The 18,439-nt window shown below is 39.3% G+C and carries 15 protein-coding genes and 1 pseudogene; 5 read left to right on the top strand and 11 right to left on the bottom strand.

The features are described from left to right. Positions 1-39: 39 nt before the first annotated feature. From glyS to glyQ, 8 genes are all read right to left on the bottom strand, one after another. The gene (glyS, locus tag KP713_RS06425) at positions 40-2,106 is read right to left on the bottom strand and encodes a glycine--tRNA ligase subunit beta (RefSeq protein WP_215770183.1); all 2,067 of its coding nucleotides are present in this window, start codon (positions 2,104-2,106) and stop codon (positions 40-42) included. Between the two features lie 21 nt (positions 2,107-2,127). Further along, positions 2,128-2,469, bottom strand: a complete 342-nt coding sequence (locus tag KP713_RS06420; RefSeq protein WP_106013609.1) for a hypothetical protein — start codon at positions 2,467-2,469, stop codon at positions 2,128-2,130. 214 nt (positions 2,470-2,683) lie between these two features. Continuing rightward, positions 2,684-3,049 carry an endonuclease domain-containing protein gene (locus KP713_RS06415; RefSeq protein ID WP_005709776.1) on the bottom strand — a complete coding sequence of 122 codons (366 nt, stop codon included), beginning with the start codon at positions 3,047-3,049 and terminating at the stop codon, positions 2,684-2,686. Positions 3,050-3,054: 5 nt separating this feature from the next. Beyond that, positions 3,055-4,320: a histidine-type phosphatase gene (locus KP713_RS06410; protein ID WP_215770182.1), complete on the bottom strand. Its 1,266-nt coding sequence runs from the start codon at positions 4,318-4,320 to the stop codon at positions 3,055-3,057. A 9-nt stretch (positions 4,321-4,329) separates the two neighbouring features. After that, entirely contained in the window at positions 4,330-4,776 is a 447-nt protein-coding gene (locus tag KP713_RS06405) for a hypothetical protein (RefSeq protein ID WP_215770181.1), read from the bottom strand. Further along, positions 4,776-5,156, bottom strand: coding sequence for a hypothetical protein (locus KP713_RS06400; protein WP_215770180.1), 381 nt, complete (start codon positions 5,154-5,156; stop codon positions 4,776-4,778). The genes KP713_RS06405 and KP713_RS06400 overlap by 1 nt, the downstream gene beginning before the upstream one ends. 1 nt (position 5,157) lies before the next feature. Beyond that, complete coding sequence (locus KP713_RS06395; RefSeq protein WP_215770179.1) at positions 5,158-5,418, bottom strand: hypothetical protein; 261 nt, start codon at positions 5,416-5,418, stop codon at positions 5,158-5,160. A 58-nt stretch (positions 5,419-5,476) separates the two neighbouring features. After that, on the bottom strand, positions 5,477-6,385 hold the full coding sequence (glyQ, locus tag KP713_RS06390; protein WP_005628151.1) for a glycine--tRNA ligase subunit alpha: 909 nt from the start codon (positions 6,383-6,385) through the stop codon (positions 5,477-5,479). Between the two features lie 198 nt (positions 6,386-6,583). On the opposite strand from glyQ, the gene KP713_RS06385 reads away from it, so the two are divergent. From KP713_RS06385 to KP713_RS06370, 4 genes are all read left to right on the top strand, one after another. After that, positions 6,584-8,506 (top strand): TonB-dependent receptor plug domain-containing protein, encoded by a 1,923-nt coding sequence (locus tag KP713_RS06385; protein ID WP_215770178.1) that lies wholly within the window; start codon positions 6,584-6,586, stop codon positions 8,504-8,506. Positions 8,507-8,579: 73 nt separating this feature from the next. Next, positions 8,580-9,365: a TroA family protein gene (locus KP713_RS06380; RefSeq protein WP_215770177.1), complete on the top strand. Its 786-nt coding sequence runs from the start codon at positions 8,580-8,582 to the stop codon at positions 9,363-9,365. A gap of 227 nt (positions 9,366-9,592) precedes the next feature. Further along, positions 9,593-10,570 (top strand): FecCD family ABC transporter permease, encoded by a 978-nt coding sequence (locus KP713_RS06375; RefSeq protein ID WP_215770176.1) that lies wholly within the window; start codon positions 9,593-9,595, stop codon positions 10,568-10,570. Next, the gene (locus KP713_RS06370) at positions 10,570-11,307 is read left to right on the top strand and encodes an ABC transporter ATP-binding protein (protein ID WP_215770175.1); all 738 of its coding nucleotides are present in this window, start codon (positions 10,570-10,572) and stop codon (positions 11,305-11,307) included. Before KP713_RS06375 ends, KP713_RS06370 begins: the two co-directional genes overlap by 1 nt. 47 nt (positions 11,308-11,354) lie before the next feature. Here KP713_RS06370 and KP713_RS06365 read toward each other — a convergent pair whose 3' ends face one another. Then, entirely contained in the window at positions 11,355-11,822 is a 468-nt protein-coding gene (locus KP713_RS06365; protein WP_215770174.1) for a hypothetical protein, read from the bottom strand. A 249-nt stretch (positions 11,823-12,071) separates the two neighbouring features. On the opposite strand from KP713_RS06365, the pseudogene KP713_RS08990 reads away from it, so the two are divergent. Next, positions 12,072-12,380: pseudogene (locus KP713_RS08990) on the top strand (hypothetical protein); the annotation flags it as partial. A gap of 334 nt (positions 12,381-12,714) precedes the next feature. Here the strand turns inward: KP713_RS08990 and KP713_RS06355 are convergent. Both KP713_RS06355 and metH read right to left on the bottom strand, forming a co-directional pair. Further along, positions 12,715-14,526: a hypothetical protein gene (locus KP713_RS06355; protein WP_215770172.1), complete on the bottom strand. Its 1,812-nt coding sequence runs from the start codon at positions 14,524-14,526 to the stop codon at positions 12,715-12,717. Between the two features lie 37 nt (positions 14,527-14,563). Next, positions 14,564-18,253 (bottom strand): methionine synthase, encoded by a 3,690-nt coding sequence (gene metH / locus KP713_RS06350; protein WP_215770171.1) that lies wholly within the window; start codon positions 18,251-18,253, stop codon positions 14,564-14,566. Between the last annotated feature and the right edge of the window lie 186 nt (positions 18,254-18,439).

Here is an 18,439-nt window from a genome sequence, read left to right as displayed (position 1 = left end):
AAGGGATGATTGATGAAAAATCAATCATCCCTTTTAGCATTATTGAAGCACTGAAATATCAGCTACTTGTAAGAACAAACCTTGCAACGTGTTTAAAATCGCTAAGCGGTTTTGGCGTAATGCTGGATCTTCAGCATTTACCATTACGTTATCAAAGAAACTGTCTACCGGTGCACGTAAGTTCGCTAATTTATCCAATACTGCCGTGTAATCACCTTTTGCAATAAGCGGTTGTACTTCAGCGCGTAATGCAAGTACGGCTTCAGCAAGGGCTTTTTCTGCAGGCTCTACGCAAGCGGTCAAATTGATCTCACCAATTGCAGCATCCGCTTTCGCTAAAATATTGCTTACACGTTTATTTGCTGCTGCTAACGCTTCTGCTGAATCTAAAGTACGGAAATGTGATACCGCACGCACGCGCGCATCAAAATCAGCAGGGCGAGTTGGATGACGCGCCAATACCGCTTGAATTACATCCACTGCAATACCTTCATCTTGATACCATGCACGGAAACGACCAAGCATGAAGTCCACCACATCAGCAACCACGTTTTGATTTGTGAGTTTATCACCGAAAAGTGCGGCTGATTTTTTCACTAAATCTTCTAAATCTAGTGGTAAATTTTTCTCTACGATAATACGTAACGCTCCTAATGCCGCACGACGCAATGCAAATGGGTCTGCGCTACCTTTTGGTGCTTGGCCAATACCGAAGATACCCGTTAAGGTGTCAAATTTATCCGCTAAAGCAACCGCACTTGCCACCAAAGATTTAGGTAATTCATCACCCGCAAAGCGTGGCATATATTGTTCGTTTAACGCTACTGCCACTTCTTCATCTTCACCATCATGGCGGGCATAGTGCATACCCATTACACCTTGCGTATCGGTGAATTCGAATACCATGTTGGTCATCAAGTCACATTTTGACAGTAATCCTGCACGTTTTGCTTTTGCTTCGTCTGCACCGATTTGTTTTGCAATTTCGCCTGCAAGTTGTTCAATGCGGTCAGTTTTGTCTTTCAATGTACCGAGTTGTTGTTGGAACAACACGGTTTCTAAACGAGGTAAACGATCAACCAGTTTTTGTTTTAAGTCAGTTTTGAAGAAGAATTCCGCATCGGTTAAACGTGGGCGAACTACTTTTTCGTTCCCTTCGATAATCGCGGTTGGATCTTCTGGGTTGATGTTCGAGACAAAAATAAAGTGCGGTAATAATTTACCGTCTTTGTCATAAATCGGGAAATATTTTTGGTCGCCTTTCATGGTGTAAACCAAGGCTTCCGCTGGCACTGCTAAGAAGCGCTCTTCAAATTTTGCCGCTAAAACGTTTGGATATTCCACCAACGAAGTCACTTCTTCAAGCAAGCTTTCTTCAATATCAGCCACGCCGCCAAGTGCGGTTGCTTTTGCTTGAGATTTTGCCAAAATTTCTGCTTTACGCTCATTGAAGTCCGCTACCACAGAACCTTTTTCACGCAATAATTGCGGATATTGGTCTGCATGTTGAATTTCAAATTCTTTCTCACCTAAGAAACGGTGTCCGCGAATGGTACGAGCGCTTGCCACACCTAAAATTTCGCCTTCAATTAACTCACCACCCAATAACATAGTCACAGTGTGAACTGGACGGATAAATTGCACGGTTTTATCTGCCCAACGCATTGGTTTTGGAATTGGCAATTTTGCTAATGCATTTGCCACAATGTCGTTCAGTAAGTTTTTAGTCGGCTGACCTTCAATTTTTGCACGATGAACAAGCCATTCACCTTTATCAGTTGCGATGCGTTCTGCTTGATCAACGGTAATACCACAACCACGCGCCCAGCCTTCAGCCGCTTTGGTTGGTTTACCTTCCGCATCAAAGGCGGCTGACACTGCAGGTCCGCGTTTTTCGATTTCTTTGCTCGGTTGCTGTGTGGCTAAGTTCAACACCTTCACCGCCAAACGACGCGGCGCCGCAAACCATTCAATTTTGTCGAATGATAAGCCCGCTTGGTTTAATTCCGCCTCAACGTTATCTGCAAAAGAGGTTGCTAATGCTTTGAGAGCTTTTGGTGGCAGCTCTTCTGTGCCGATTTCTACTAGGAAGTTTTGGGTTGTCATTTTGTTTCTCTTATCTAAAAACTATTTATCAAATTTCGAATAATATAAAGTATGACCACAAGTTTGACATACATGAGCTATCGCTACTGGCTTATCATGCTCGCCCGCATGTGGGGTAAATCTTTGTATAATTCCGATATCTTTGGAACCACATTGATTACATTCAACCCTACCATTTTGCACTAAATGTGGATATTTACTTTTGTATTTCTCAAACGTATTTTCTTTCGTATATTTTATAAATTCTGAATTTTTCTTTCCTAATTTATAAATTACAAAAATAAATATTAAAAAGAATAGTATAAAAGGTATAGGAATACCTAGAAAATCCACCTTACGTTCTCCGTTCTTCACTTCTGCCAAATCTCCCCTAACCCCTCTTTGCTAAAGAGGGGATTGGATCTTTGTAGAGTTAAATATTTATGTTTTACTTTAACATTTTTTTGAAGGCAAATAATTTAATCTTTATTGAAATTAAAATGTAAATAAGTCAGTTACTATCAATTTACTCAAGAATTCCCCCTCTTTAGCAAAGAGGGGGAGGGGAGATTTGGCAGAGGTTAATCCAACCTCATACTCAATCAGCCCTTACATTCTCCAAAAACAAATAAATCTGCTCGACTACCGCTTCAATTTCACGTATGACTTCATCATTGCTAAACCGCATTACCGTAAAACCCAGTGAATTTAATTCTGCATCTCGCAATGCGTCTTTTTCCTGATAATCAGGCTCATAGTGCTGACTACCGTCCAATTCGATAATCAGCTTTGCTTTCGCACAATAAAAATCAACGATATAACTTAAAAGTGGCTTTTGTCGATTAAATCGAAATCCTAATAATTGATCTCGATTGATGCGTTGCCATAATTTTCTTTCCGCATCCGTTTGATCTACTCGCAATTTCTGCGAATTCTCTTTTAAGTATTTTTCATAAGGTTGCATGAAAACTATTTCTTACCGTTTTTAATACTCTCCCTTAACACCTGTTGAAAACGCTCATAATCACAAAAACCATGTTCATCTTTTTCACAGCCTTTGAGGGTTAATGCTGTTTGGTTTGGTGGTGTCGCTAAACTTAATGGAGTGATATTAATCAGCTGTTCAGTGGTTTGATAAACATAATCCAACTTAAATTTGAGTTTGCCACTTGGTTTGTGTTTCCACACTTCAAATAGTAACTTGCCACCGATTGGGATATTTTCCAATGAATCATTCAATTCATAAGGTTCAACACCTAGTGCTGCCAGCAGAGCGACGATATTAGAATCGTGTCCAACCAATAAGTTAATTTTGTTTTCACTGTTTAGCTGTTGCTGAATAAATGCTAACAACGGATATGAGACATTTTGTGCTAACGCTTCGTTATTTTTAAATAAAGTGCGGTAATATTCGTTTTTAATTTCGTTAATCGCACGCCATTTTTCTTGGCTATCCACACGGCCGTTTGCGATTTCTGAAGCAGGCTTACCCACATAATGCGCGAGCAATAATGCACTGACAATTTTCTTTCCTTTGCTGATAGAGCCAGTAATTTTGACTGACTTGCCGTCTTTAATACTGTATTCACCGACTTTTCCACCTAAATCACACTCGCCTTTTTGTAAGCAGTTTGGTGAATTTTTATAATCGATGATTTCACTCAATAGCGTATAATTTGGCGCTAATTTTTGCTGTAAAGCGGTTAAATCAACGTTATTTTTTGCAGATTCAATCAAGGCTTTGCTTGGATTATGCGCTTGCGTTTTAAAAATCGGATCTTTTTCTGAACCAATTTTACCGTGATGTTGCAGTTGAACATTACAGCCCGCAAATGCACCAGAAACAATCGCTTGCCCTGTTGCAATGGTGCGTTGCATACCATTTGCATAAGCAAAAATGCCTTCGCCCGATGCACAACGTTCTGTTGTTAGTAACCCTTTATCTGCAAGCCATTGACCTAAATACTGTCCGAAATAGGTTTCTAGCACCGTCCCTTTTGCAGTGAGATAGCCAGATGGTACATTCCATTTTGCCCATTCATATGGGGAATATTTCGCCATTTCTTGCGGATCTTTTTCTACTGGTGAACGCAATCCGTGTCGGCTGAAAATCAATACTTTCTCTAATTCATAATCAGAACTTGAGGAAGTTTGACCATTTTCTGTTGCCAACACGCTACCTGCTAAAGCTGAGCCAAGCAAAAGTGCGGTGAATTTTAGGGTTATTTTTTTCATATTCGAGACCTAATCATTTAATGTTGAAATTGAGCTATAAAAATTCAAGGCATATTTGGTGCCGTAAACTAACACCATAAATACTGCAACAATATTGACTACCGCAAAAAAGATTAGTTGTTTACTGTTGCTCTCCACCCAGAGCATTTTAAATAATGCGAGCGTACCAATATTTTCATCAAGTTCGCTCTCTCCGCTTAGTGTTCTTAAGGTTTTCAGCATCTCGCGTACAAAAGCGACAGTATTTATTGCCATGACGCTGAGTGCAATAAATCCAGAAGCGAGGCATAAAAGCAGCACTGGAACATCACTCCACCCCCAATGTACCCAATCCAGCTCAGAAAACATAAATAATGCCAGTGATAAAAATAACACTGCAGGCGTTAAATTTCGTAGAAACATTAAATAGTCATCGCCAATTTTAAATAAAAATTGTAAAAAACTGACCTTCTTCATTACTTACTAATATTCCAACTTGTCTTTGTTTTCATTAAACGCACTTTGCCATCTTTGGAGACATATCCGCCTTTTACCACATCTAAAATCGTATTTTCAGGCAAATCAGAAGCAAACACTTCAACCTGTTGCTTATCTTCCGAAAGAATGCCATAAACCGCTTGGGTTTTATTCGCAGGATCGTCTAGCTTAATATCCGCCACATCAAACACTTGTACACAGGCTTTTTTTAAATAAGAATAAGACTGTCCTGCATTTGGTAAGCAACCGTGAGCATCGGTTTGACCGCCCACAGTTGGCATTTCAGCTTGCGGTTGAGCATTGCTACAAGCGGTCAAAATCATGGTGGAAGTTGCAAGAGCTAACGTTTTTTTCATCACTTTAGAAAATCTCTTTTAATTTGGATTCATCTAAAACAACATCGCCATTTGGTAATAACAACGCAGGAATACCTAAATAGCCATTTGCTTTCGAGTTATCAAATTCTGCATTGCTATCGCGTAAACGAATGAATTGTTTGAGATTAGGTAATGAAGTCATAATTTCTACTTCATCGTAATCCACGCCTAATCGATCCAACTCCGCGACAAATGTTGCGGTATCTGGGCATGTTTCTGCATAAAAAAGAATGGGTTTGCTCATTTTACTCTCCTAAAGTGCGGTCAAATTTCACCGCACTTTTTTGAATTACCTTTAAGTGTTATTTTTTACAACCTGGGAAACCTAAGGCCTCACGGCTTGCATAATAAGCTTCAGCCACGCCTTTAGTTAAGGCACGAATCCGTAAAATATAGCGTTGGCGTTCGGTGACCGAAATTGCTTTACGTGCATCTAACAAGTTAAAGCTGTGTGCTGCTTTCAAAATGCGCTCATAAGCTGGCAATGGTAACGGTTTTTCTAAGGCTAATAACTCTTGTGCCTCTTTTTCGTATTGATCGAAGCAGTAGAATAAGAAATCTGTGTTTGCGTGTTCAAAGTTATAGGTTGATTGCTCAACTTCATTTTGATGGAAAACATCGCCATAAGTGGTTTTGCCTAATGGGCCGTCAGACCAAACTAAGTCATATACAGAATCTACGCCTTGAATGTACATTGCCAAACGCTCTAAACCGTAGGTCACTTCACCTGTTACAGGTTTACATTCTAATCCGCCCACTTGTTGGAAATAGGTAAATTGAGTCACTTCCATGCCGTTTAGCCACACTTCCCAGCCCAAGCCCCATGCGCCTAAGGTTGGGTTTTCCCAGTTATCTTCTACGAAACGAATGTCGTTTTTGGTCGGATCGAAACCAAGCATTTCAAGGGAACCTAAATAAAGTTCTTGAATGTTATCTGGAGAAGGTTTGATCACCACTTGGAACTGGTAGTAGTGTTGTAAACGGTTTGGGTTTTCGCCATATCGACCATCTGTCGGGCGGCGTGAAGGTTGCACATAAGCAAATGCCATCGGCTCTGGACCTAATGCGCGTAATGCGGTCATTGGGTGAGAGGTACCTGCGCCCACTTCCATATCAAAAGGTTGCACAATGGTGCAGCCTTGGTTTGCCCAATATTCTTGCAGGGCTAAAATCATACCCTGGAATGTTTTTACGTTAAATTTTGTACTCATAATCGTTGATCTAATGTGATTAAAAATGCCCGCATTATACTTGAAAGCGCAAAGAGGATAAAGGCGAAAAAGTGCGGTCAAAAAACGAATTTTTTTACAAAATAAACAGAATTTGTAAAGTAAATAAAAATTCTCAACTAGGAAATGAATTTCTATTGTGCCAAAATAGCGTACTTTTTAAAAAGAGGAACCAACTTAATGAAAACTAACTTAATTACTACCGCACTTTTATTGAGTGCATCGGCTTTTGTGCAAGCTGAAACTAAAACCGAGCTTGAGCCGATCAATGTGTATTCGGCTTACGCAACGCCTGTAAACCAAGATCAAACTGCATCATCAGTCACCGTATTAACAGAAAAAGATTTTGCACAGCGTAATGCGACTTATGTGAGTGATGTATTGAAAACTGTGCCGGGTGTGGCAATGGGAATCAGTGGAGGGCGTGGTGCAGCAACAAGCCTTTTCTTACGAGGTGCAAACTCAAAACATACAGCTGTGATTATCGATGGCATTCGAGTCAATCCTGTTGATACTAATTTTAATTTTGGTGGTTTAGCATTAAGCAACATTGAACAAATCGAAGTGTTACGTGGCGAACAATCTGCACTTTGGGGCAGTGATGCCATGGGTGGCGTTGTTTATATCACCACAAAAAGCGGATTATATAAAGACAAAGAATTTAACGTTGATTTTGACTTAGGCACAGGTTCACATCGCACTCGTGATGGCTCTGTTACCCTTTCTGGTCAGCATCATGGTCTTTACTATGCTCTTCATGGCGATAGCCATCGTACGCAAGGGATTTCTGCGCGTAGCGAACGCGTATTTAATTATACGAGCGTATCGGGCGGTAAAAGCATAAACGTGCCGGCAACTGAAAAGGATGGCTTCCACCGTGATAATGTATCTATGCGTTTAGGTTTTGATGATGGTAAAAAAGGTGTTGATTTTCTTGCCTCACATTCATCTCAAACCGTTCATTTTGATAATAGTGCAGAGCACGAAAGAAAATTTGATGACAATACCCGTACACGCGAAACTCACTATAAATTAAGCGGTTATTTTGGTAATGCAGAAGATTTATTCGTGCATAAAGCGGCGGTAAGTCACGTTAAAATGGATGCTGATACTGCACAGGCTTCCGCTATTGGTAAAACAGAATACGACAGCAAAAAGTTGAATACGAACTATCAACTTGATATTAACTTCGACCGTGAAGGTGAAGTCAAACAAGCCGTCAGCGTATTAGCAGATTACCAAAATACGAAATATATTGCTTCCGCTTACAATTTTGCTGAGAAAAAATTAACCGAGAAAAGTGTTGCCACAGAGTACCGTTTATTTACTGAATCTGACCATAGTCTCTCTGTAAGCGGTCGTTATACAGATAACAGCTTATTTGAAAATGCATTCACGGCTCGCCTTGCTGGAGCTTATCGTTTATCACAAAATTTAAAAGCACACGCAAGTATTGGTAAAGCAATCCACAATCCAACATTTATTGATGTTTATGGATGGGGTAATTCTACCAGTTGGGCTGCAAACCCAAATTTAAAACCAGAAAAAAGCTTAGGTGGTGAATTAGGTTTATTAGTTGAAAGCAATGACAAACGTCATAGCTTAGATACCACACTCTTTGCCCGTAATGTAGATAATTTCCTTTCTGCAGTCCCAGTTAGAGGTTCTACAGCTTATCGCACAATCAATCGTGACGGTAAAACCAAAATCAAAGGCGTAGAAGTGGCGTATAACGGTAAATTTACCGAGCAGTTGTCAGGTTACGCGAACTATACTTACACTTATATTAAATCTGAAAATGATCAATACGGTTCAAACTATGTTCGTCGTCCGAAACACACAGGAAACCTTGGTTTAGCTTATCAAATCACGGAAAAATTAGGTTCTGACGTGAATGTTTCTTATGTGGGTAAACGTCTTGATTCCGGCGATTTCAAAATGCCATCTTACACTTTGGCAAACTTTGGCGTGAACTATAAAGTAGCAGATAGCTTGACAATTTATGCGAACCTTAACAACGTATTCAATAAAAAATACGAAAACATTGTAGGCTATGGCCAAGACGGACGTAATGTTTACGTTGGGTTGAAAGGATCGTTCTAATTATTACCCACTAATAAGGGCGTGCTTAGCACGCCTTTTTACATTCTTGATGGCGTAGCGTATCATTATCTATATGCAAAAAACTCGTTTGATTTTAACCGCACTTTTCTTGCCCTTGACTTCGCATGCGTCGGAGCAATTTGTCTCGCTCACACTTTGTAGCGATCGTCTTTTGTCGGAAATTGCACGCCCTGAGCAAATCGCTGCTCAGTCGCCTTATTCTAAAAATCCCTTGATGATGTTGGATAAACTCAATGTGGATAAGCCAATCCTTGAGCCACAACTCACCGCATTATTGCCCTATCTCGATAAAACGTTTCTTATCAATGAAACCTTTTATCCACAACTTGTAGAAGATTTGAAAAAACTCGGGGCAAAAATTGAACCAATTAATGACACGCCACAAACGGCAGAAGAATTATTTGGGCTAATATTGCACTTGGGTAAACTCACAAGTAACGAAATGCAGGCAGAATCTTTGGTTGAAAAACTTAAATTACAAGATTCTCGCCTCAATCTATCACTCACTGACACATTAATACTTTCAGATACCGGCATTGTAGAAACTTATACGCCACAGTATCCAACTTTACTTAATTTACTAGGCTTAACCCCGCTAAAAACACCGCTTACGGCACAAAATTTTTCTCTTGAAAAAGTGTTACGAGCAGAACCCAATGTGTTGATTGAAATCAGCGACCAACAAAGCTATAACGAGCAAGCGGAATTACTTAAACATCCGCTTTTGCAAAATCTTTTTAAAAATCGACCGCACTTTCGTATTCCAATGAAATATACTTATTGCTTTGATCACGGCGTGTGGCAAGGGGCGGGGAAGATTTATCAACAGTTAAAGTAATATGGCTGACAAATCTCCCCTAACCCCTCTTTACTAAAGAGGGGAATTATTATGGTGATAATTTATAATTTTGATATTTATTTTAATTATTCATGCATAAAAATTGTAACTATATCGCCCTAGGTTAATTTAATAATGAAATCCCCCTCTTTAGCAAAGAGGGGCTAGGGGAGATTTGATAAAATCAAATTAACAAATGATATTTGGATTACATAGGAAATTGATCATTGACCAAAACACTAAAATTAAATACCGCACTTTTCTTAGCGTTGCTGTTGATTAGCAGCTTTGCGATTTATCATCAGCTCGGCGATTTTGCTCATCTCAAAAATGCCGATGGTGTGCTCACGGATATGCGCTCGCTCGTATTGCTTGATATTCGCCTACCGCGACTCGGATTAGCCATTTTAACTGGCGCAAGCCTTGCTTTAGCGGGTAATGCAATGCAGGGGATATTTCAAAATCCACTAGCAAGCCCTGGATTATTGGGAAGTAGTGCGGGGGCAACCACCACCAGTGTCTTTTTACTTTACTATTTTTCCGTACCCTTAAGTTTATTGTTAATTGGCGGTGTGACTGGCGCGTTATCTAGTTTTTTATTAGTTTATTTGATCGCTAAAAATCATGGTACAACGGCGATGATTTTAAGTGGTTTAGCCGTCAATATGTTGCTCTCTGCTACTGTTGCATTGCTACTTTCTAACGCTGAAAGCCCATGGGCTTTAGCTGAACTGTACCGCTGGCTACAAGGTTCTCTTGTGTGGGCAAAACTTGATACGCTACTCATTTCATTTCCAATCGTATTATTGGGATTGTTCTGTTTATATCGTGAACGCCGCTATATTGACTTGCTCACCTTCGGTGAAGAAACCGCAAGCACAATGGGCGTGAATCCTAAACGTAGCTTTTTCGTCACGACCTTTGGCGTGGCATTATTAGTTGGTGCAACAATTCCGCAAACAGGCACTATCGGTTTTGTTGGCTTAATCGCACCGCACTTTTCTCGCCTATTGCTAAAAAAACTCCCTTCACAACTTTACATCACCAGTGCATTACTTGGCGCATTATTGCTACTTATTGCAGATCTTTGCGTGCAATATATTCCAATCTTCTCACATATTTATATTGGCACGCTCATCGCAATCATTGGCGCACCTTGCTTAATTTGGATTTTAATTACGGAGCAACGCAAGTTGGCAAGATAATGATTAGAATCGAAAATCTTTCCCAGCCTTATGGCTTAAACAACATCAGCTGCATGCTTCCTAAAGGAAAACTTATCGGCATTATGGGCGCAAACGGTGCGGGCAAATCGACTTTGCTCAAAACGATTGCAGGAATTTTACCTATTGCAAAGGGTGAAATTTATTTTGGAAACAGCCCGTTAAGCAAAATGAGTACAGCTGAAAAAAGCCTGCAACTCGCTTATCTGGCGCAAGATACCAATATCCATTGGGATTTATCAGTTTATGATGTCATTGCGCTCGGCTTAAATTCGCCATTATCCTCAGTAAAAGAGCGGTCAAAAATCACAGAGATTTCACAAAAATTTTCGATAGCACATTTGCTTAATAAATCCTTTCAGAAACTATCAGGCGGAGAAAAAGCACGAGTGCAACTCGCTCGTTGTTGCATCAAAAATGCACCGCTATTGCTTGCTGATGAACCTATCGCTCCCCTTGATCCCTATTACCAAATAGACATGATGGAACAATTAAAATCGCTGACACCACAGCATACTTGCGTTGTAGCGATCCATCATTTATCTCTTGCCTATAAATACTGTGATGAAGTGATTTTGCTTGATAAAGGCAAAATTATTGCAACTGGCAAAACACAAGCGGTGCTAAATTCAGCGAATCTTGCACAAGCCTTTGATATAAGCGTGAAATTTGATGTAGAAAAAAGAGAGATTTATGGAATAGAGAAATTGGAAACCTAATTCCAATTTCTCATTTTGCTGAAAGTAAAAGTTATTTTCGAGAAAAATCAACCGCCCTTACAAATCAACCAAGGAACTTGCTTGCCTTGTTGATTCTTGTAGTAAATTGAACTTTGAGATCGCGCGATTAAATCCACATAACTTCCTTGAATCGGATCATACGAACGATAAACCACTTCAAATTTTGTACCGCGCGCATTCAGTGTCAGTGTGTATGAATGATCAAAAGGCACCGCCTTGCCATTATCTAACTGGAAATAAAACCCGAAGTTATCTTTCATACGGCTTTCACGCGACAGAGGGAAATAAGTCGTTAAATGAGAAATTCCCCCAGTTTCTTTATTATTACAACGATAATGATATGGCTTGTAATTAACAGAATTATTTAACTCAACTTGACTAATATTGTTCTTTAAAAATCGAGATTTAACCGTCTTCTTCGGCTGATGTGTTGTAGTACAAGCAAATAAACTCACAAGAGCCCCGACAAACAATGCTATCTTTAATTTATTCATAAATACAAAATTCCGAGAAATAAGAAAGCGCGTATGATAGCGGAAATTGGGGATTGTGCAAGGGATTGGAATGAGACTAAAAAACCGCAATAAAAACTGGAAATGTAATTCCAAATACACACAAAAAAATAAAATATGGAAATTAACTTCCAATTGACGCTCAAGATTTCCAACAGCTTATTCAAGAAAAAATACCGTCTTCTCCAGCTAAAGCCTACTTTCTGATTGATGAAATTCAGTTTGTGGAAGGTTGGCAAAAAAGGCGTGAATTATGCTAATCGCTTAGAAAATATCGTGTTTATTGAATTGCTAAGACGGGGTTATAGCGTAGATGTGGGCAAACTCGACAGCAAATAAATTGATTTTATCGCCCGAAAAGCCGATGAAATTTTATATGTGCAAGTCGCCTTTGAAATCCCTGAAAATACTCACGAAACAGATAATCTTTTGCATATTAAAGATAACTATAAAAAGATCTTAATTACGGGGAAATATTATGAACAAACAGATATTGATGGAATTGAAGTGATTTATGTGGTGGATTGGTTGCTGCAATAAATATAAAAAGGCTGAAAAATTTTACCGCACTTTTTTTGTTTAACGCTTATGCTGGCGCGCGTTTCCTAACGCTTGCCTTAGAAAGTAAATAAAAGTTTTTGAAGTATTTTTTGGTGAAATTGGGCGTATGCAAGGAAGCGTGTACCAACAGATTGTGCTAATAAGGAAAGATAGCGCCAGCATCCACGCTGGTGCTGTTTAATCAAAACATTGAGAATTTTACCCATAAGCCGTTGGCAGAACCAATGTTCAAAATTCTTTGGATTTTTTGAACGCACTTTTAGATGAGAGGCACAAGCGAGGACGCTTGCGCCATCAAGGGGGATACAAAATATCAATTGAGGTAATTGAATATTTTATGAATTTCACAATCGTCTAGATTGCTATTCTTTTTCGTATCAAATTTTAATTCTTTGTCTTTTTTTGTTATTCCAATGACATTTAGGTAATCATTATACATTAATTCTATATATTGGAATCCTTGCCCTACAGAATTTATTTTGTTTTTAGATGACAATTGAATGAGTGTTTCTAGTATTATATCTAGGTAGCTATGAATATGTTCTATTAATGTGGATGTGTATGATGGAGTATTTCCTGTGTGAACAATTAAATTTCGTGCTCTATATATTCTTCTTATTTGCCATTGTAAACGTTCAGTATGGTTTATAATTGTATTTGAAATTTTTTCCTTTGATAGTAATAAATTATTAAAGTGTTTTAATCTGTCATTTAATAGATGGAAATCTTTTATTTCAATCATTAAATTATTTAGTTTTTCTGATAGATTATTATTGGATAGTAAATTTACTATTTTAAACTGCAGATCGTCTCCAGGTATATCTTTCAATAATTTTCTAACCTTATATACATCCCATCTCACAAGATCTTTTATTAATTTGTTAATTAAAGATTTTAGATAATACATATTAAGAAAAGGAATAATGGAATCTACAATATGTTGAATGTTAGCATTGTCTTTGTTTTTTGTATCTGCTGGTACTAAAGATTCTAGAGATATCCATAGATTTAATAATTGATTTTCATGAGAACTAGAATGAATAGCTATTGAATGTAATCTCACACTATTGATAAACTTGTTGAAGGAATCTTCAGTTAGTTTAAATGATTTTAAGAACTCTTGGAGCTTTGACTCTGCCTTAGCTTTTTTTAGATCTATGCACTTATGCATAGATTTTATTGGTTCATTTATTATCGTTATAGAATTATTTTCATCCATTACTATAAATTTTTTTTGACATGCTATATTCTGCTTATGATGAAATATATTAATTAGGTTTGATAATTCAATTATGCTATTTTCTGTTTTGTTTCTTGCAGAAAAAGGATCCAGTTCTTTTCTATTTATAGAATAAAAATTTTCATTACTTGCTATTTTCATGAAATTTCTATCTTGCTTTATTTCTTCTGGGATATTATTTCTATCATATTTATAAAGGAGAGATTCTTCCTTATTATTAGAGGGTATGCACATGGACAGCATTTTATCGGCTATAAAAAATACTTCATAGTTATGATGTTCAAGATTGAAAATTTCAAAAAGTTTAACTATATCTTCTATATCATTAAATTTTTCATCACCATTACCAAAGAAATTTAAAACCTCTTTTCTTATATAATTCGAATTATACCCACGATATATCAGAAATGTTATGTAGCTTCTTGTAGCACTTCTTATTTCTTTAAATTCTTCCTGTTCATTTTTAAGTAGTTCTATAATTTTTAACTCAAGTTTTTTCTTATAATCAATTTGATTGACTAAATTGTATATTATGGCAAGAGTATTTTTTATAACACCATAATTTTTTCTTATTTGAGGGTCCTTTAGAATAGTATTTATTTCTTTTCTAGAGACAGTAATCATTTCATTAGCAATTTTATCTTTTTCTAGATTTGTTACTAGTTCATCAAGAACATGTGAAATGTTTGGTGGTTGTATATTCCCTTTTTCAATTTCACTTATAACTTCAAAAGCTTCTTCTATTAGAGAATGCAGATTTAAAATAGATGGTTTATAAGTATCTAATGTATAATCAAATAGCATTTCTTCTAATATTTGATAGAAGAAGATAAAATTTTTATTGTTTGTTAGCTCAGTAAACTTGTATAGACTTCTGAATTTCATTTTACTTTTTCCTTAGTAAGTTAATTATCAAAAAAATTTACTTCATTGCAACCCCCAACCACTTCATCATCTCTCTCTCATCCCAACCTTTACGTTTGGCATAATCTTGAGCTTGGTCTTCATCGATTCGACCTAAAGTGAAATAGTTACTTGCAGGGTGGGTGAAGTACCAACCGCAGACGGAAGCTGCCGGCCACATGGCGTAGCTTTCGGTGAGTTTCATGCCGATGCGTTGTTCCACTTCTAATAAATCCCAAATCAAGGCTTTTTCGGTATGTTCCGGGCAGCTTGGATATCCTGGAGCAGGGCGGATGCCGACGTAGTTTTCATTGATTAAGCCTTGGTTATCGAATTCTTCTTGCGTGTAGCCCCAAATGCGCGTGCGTAGCTCAAAGTGAAGGTATTCTGCCATAGCTTCGGCGAGGCGGTCGCCCACGGCTTGTAGCAAGATGGCATTGTAGTCATCGCCTGCGGCTTTGTAGCCTTCCACTAAATCCATTTCTTCAATGCCGGCACACACGGCGAACATGCCAAACCAGTCTTTTTTACCGCTTTCGCGATCCGCGATAAAGTCGCTTAAGCAGAAGTTAAATGGGCTCTTACTGTTTTTACCACGTTCCGTTTGTTGGCGTAAGCCGTAAGCGGTGCCAATGGTTTGTGAGCGTTCTTCATTAGAGAATAGCACCACATCATCGCCTACACGTTCGGCAGGGAAGATACCTAAAATACCGCTTGGGTTGAGTTTGTGGTTTTGCTCTAATTCATCCAATACCACTTGTGCATCGTTCCACACTCTGCGTGCTTCTTCGCCGCCTTCCGGATAATCAAAGGCATCCGGATAGCCACCCATCAATCCCCAAATACGGAAGAATGGTGACCAGTCGATGAATTTGCGCAGCTCGGCAATCGGCACGTTTTTAAATTCCACAATGCCAGTTTGGTTTGGTTTTGGCGGCACATAATCCGCCCATTCGCCGCTAAAGCCATCGAAACGATTGGCGCGAGCTTCTTCAATGCTAAGTTGTTTACGCAACGGTTTACGGTTGGCAAAAGATTGTTGGATTTTCTCGTAATCCTTTTTGAACTGTTCCCACAATGCTGCACGCCCTTCAGGGTTCATTAAGGTGGCACATACTGTTACCGCGCGTGAAGCGTTCGAGGTATAGAACACGCCGTGTTGTTTATATTTTGGATACAGTTTAATGGCAGTATGTTCTTTGGAGGTGGTTGCGCCGCCAATCAACACAGGCAAACTCAAACCTAAACGCGTCATTTCACCAAGGAAGTATTCCATTTCATCAAGGGATGGCGTAATCAAACCGCTTAAGCCGATAATGTCGGCTTTTTCATCAATTGCCGTTTGAATGATTTTATCCGCCGGCACCATTACGCCTAAGTCAATCACTTCAAAGTTATTACATTGCAACACCACGCTCACGATGTTTTTACCAATATCGTGCACGTCGCCTTTCACGGTGGCGATCACCACTTTACCGTTGCTTGAGCCTTTTTGTTTAGTGGCGTTGATAAACGGCTCTAAATACGCCACTGATTGTTTCATCACGCGCGCGGATTTCACCACTTGTGGGAGGAACATTTTACCGTCGCCAAACAAATCGCCCACCACATCCATACCTGCCATGAGCGGACCTTCGATCACTTCCAACGGCGTTGGCAATTTTTGGCGAGCTTCTTCGGTGTCTTCGATGATGTGCGTGGTAATGCCTTTCACGAGGGCATGTTTTAAACGTTCTTCCACCGGCCACGTACGCCATTCGGCGACAGAATCCACCGCACTTTCATCGTTGCCTTGATTGCGATATTTTTCCGCAATATCCAGTAAACGTTCTGTGCCATCTGGTGTGCGGTTTAAGACAGCGTCTTCAATTACATTGCGTAATTCCGGATCCAGATCATCGTAAATCGCGAGCTGTCCTGCGTTCACGATCCCCATATCCATGCCTTGTTTGATGGCGTGATAGAGGAAGACCGCGTGAATAGCCTCACGCATGACGTTATTACCACGGAAAGAGAAGGACACGTTTGACACTCCGCCCGAAATTTTGGCATGTGGCAAGCTGCGTTTAATACGTCCCGTGGCGTTGATGAAATCTACACCGTAGTTGTTGTGTTCTTCAATTCCGGTGCCGATGGCGAAAATATTCGGGTCGAAAATAATGTCTTCTGGCGGGAAGCCTACTTGGTTGACTAAGATGTTATAAGCACGGGTACAGATTTCGACTTTACGCTCTTCGGTATCAGCCTGCCCTACTTCATCAAATGCCATCACCACAACGGCTGCACCGTATTTACGCACCAATTTAGCCTGATGGATAAATTTTTCCTCGCCTTCTTTTAAAGATATAGAGTTAACGATTGGTTTACCTTGTACTGATTGCAAACCTGCCTCGATCACTTCCCATTTAGACGAGTCAATCATCACTGGCACTTTCGCAGCATCGGGTTCCGTCGCCATAATGTTGAGGAAACGGGTCATGCATTTTTTGCCGTCGAGTAAGGCTTCGTCCATGTTCACGTCAATCACTTGCGCGCCGTTTTCCACTTGGTCGATGGCAATTTCAATGGCTTCGGCAAATTTATCTTCTTTAATTAAGCGCTTAAATTTCGCCGAACCCGTTACGTTATTGCGTTCGCCGACGTTCACGAACAGGCTTTCATTGTCAATATTGAGTGGTTCTAAACCAGACAAACGCATTGCAGTTTTGATTTGTGGCAATTTACGTGGTGGAATATTTTCTACCGCTGCAGCAAAGGCTTTAATGTGTTCCGGTGTGGTGCCGCAACAACCACCAATAATGTTTACAAAACCACTTTCTGCCCACTCTTTTAAGTGAGCAGCCATCTCTTCTGCCCCTAAATCATAACCACCAAAAGCATTTGGCAAGCCCGCATTCGGATGCACAGAAACATAGGTTTCACTGATTTTTGAAAGTTGTTCTACATATTGGCGTAATTCTTTTGGACCTAAAGCACAGTTCAAACCGAAAGTGAGCGGTTTTGCATGACGGAGGGAGTTATAGAAAGCCTCAGTAGTTTGCCCAGAAAGGGTACGCCCTGAAGCATCGGTAATGGTACCAGAAATCATGATTGGCAATTCTACGCCTAATTCTTCGAATACGCTTTCAATAGCAAAAACTGCCGCTTTAGCGTTAAGCGTGTCGAAAATGGTTTCGATCATAATTAAATCCGCACCACCTTCAATTAAGCCTTTTGTTGCTTGGGCATAAGCATCCACCAACTCCATAAAAGTCACATTACGGAAACCGGGATCATTTACATCGGGTGAAATGGAGGCTGTACGGTTTGTTGGCCCTAACACGCCCGCGACAAAGCGAGGTTTTTCTGGCGTGCTATATTTATCGGCAGCCAAACGAGCTAATTTTGCGCCAACAAAATTGAGTTCATAAGCGATAGATTGCAAGTCGTAATCAGCTTGCGCAATCGTAGTTGAACTAAAAGTATTGGTTTCAATAATATCTGCACCCGCTGCTAAATATTTCTCATGAATAGCGGAAATTAGCAGTGGTTGAGTCAATGTCAGTAAATCATTATTACCGCGTAAATCGACCGCACTTTCCTTAAACTTCTCGCCTCTAAAATCGGCTTCCTTTAGTTTATATTTTTGGATCATCGTCCCCATCGCACCGTCTAAAATGAGAATACGATTTTCTAGAGCTTGTTTAAGTTGAGCGGTTTTATTCACCATAATTATTTTGTTCCGTAAATCTTAATAAATAACGAGGAAATAATAGGTGTAAGGGCTAGGGGTGTCAAATGTTAGAAGGAAAGTGCGGTTGGAAAATAAAATATTTTTTATATAAGAAAAATAAAAAGTTTATGCAAAATGGTTGAATTATTGCTCAAAAATCCGTTAGCATAGTGGCGTATTAGT

The sequence above is a fragment of the Haemophilus sp. SZY H36 genome, from assembly GCF_018829625.1.
GTDB lineage: Bacteria > Pseudomonadota > Gammaproteobacteria > Enterobacterales > Pasteurellaceae > Haemophilus > Haemophilus haemolyticus_K.
This window is presented reverse-complemented; position numbering and strand designations above follow the sequence as displayed.

Coding starts and splice junctions, on each gene's coding strand:
- KP713_RS06410 (WP_215770182.1), bottom strand. CDS start 4,320: ATGAAAAAAATAACCCTAAAATTCACCGCACTTTTGCTTGGCTCAGCT.
- KP713_RS06395 (WP_215770179.1), bottom strand. CDS start 5,418: ATGAGCAAACCCATTCTTTTTTATGCAGAAACATGCCCAGATACCGCA.
- glyS (WP_215770183.1), bottom strand. CDS start 2,106: ATGACAACCCAAAACTTCCTAGTAGAAATCGGCACAGAAGAGCTGCCA.
- KP713_RS06385 (WP_215770178.1), top strand. CDS start 6,584: ATGAAAACTAACTTAATTACTACCGCACTTTTATTGAGTGCATCGGCT.
- KP713_RS06355 (WP_215770172.1), bottom strand. CDS start 14,526: ATGAAATTCAGAAGTCTATACAAGTTTACTGAGCTAACAAACAATAAA.
- KP713_RS06370 (WP_215770175.1), top strand. CDS start 10,570: ATGATTAGAATCGAAAATCTTTCCCAGCCTTATGGCTTAAACAACATC.
- KP713_RS06365 (WP_215770174.1), bottom strand. CDS start 11,822: ATGAATAAATTAAAGATAGCATTGTTTGTCGGGGCTCTTGTGAGTTTA.
- KP713_RS06405 (WP_215770181.1), bottom strand. CDS start 4,776: ATGAAGAAGGTCAGTTTTTTACAATTTTTATTTAAAATTGGCGATGAC.
- KP713_RS06415 (WP_005709776.1), bottom strand. CDS start 3,049: ATGCAACCTTATGAAAAATACTTAAAAGAGAATTCGCAGAAATTGCGA.
- metH (WP_215770171.1), bottom strand. CDS start 18,253: ATGGTGAATAAAACCGCTCAACTTAAACAAGCTCTAGAAAATCGTATT.
- glyQ (WP_005628151.1), bottom strand. CDS start 6,385: ATGAGTACAAAATTTAACGTAAAAACATTCCAGGGTATGATTTTAGCC.
- KP713_RS06380 (WP_215770177.1), top strand. CDS start 8,580: ATGCAAAAAACTCGTTTGATTTTAACCGCACTTTTCTTGCCCTTGACT.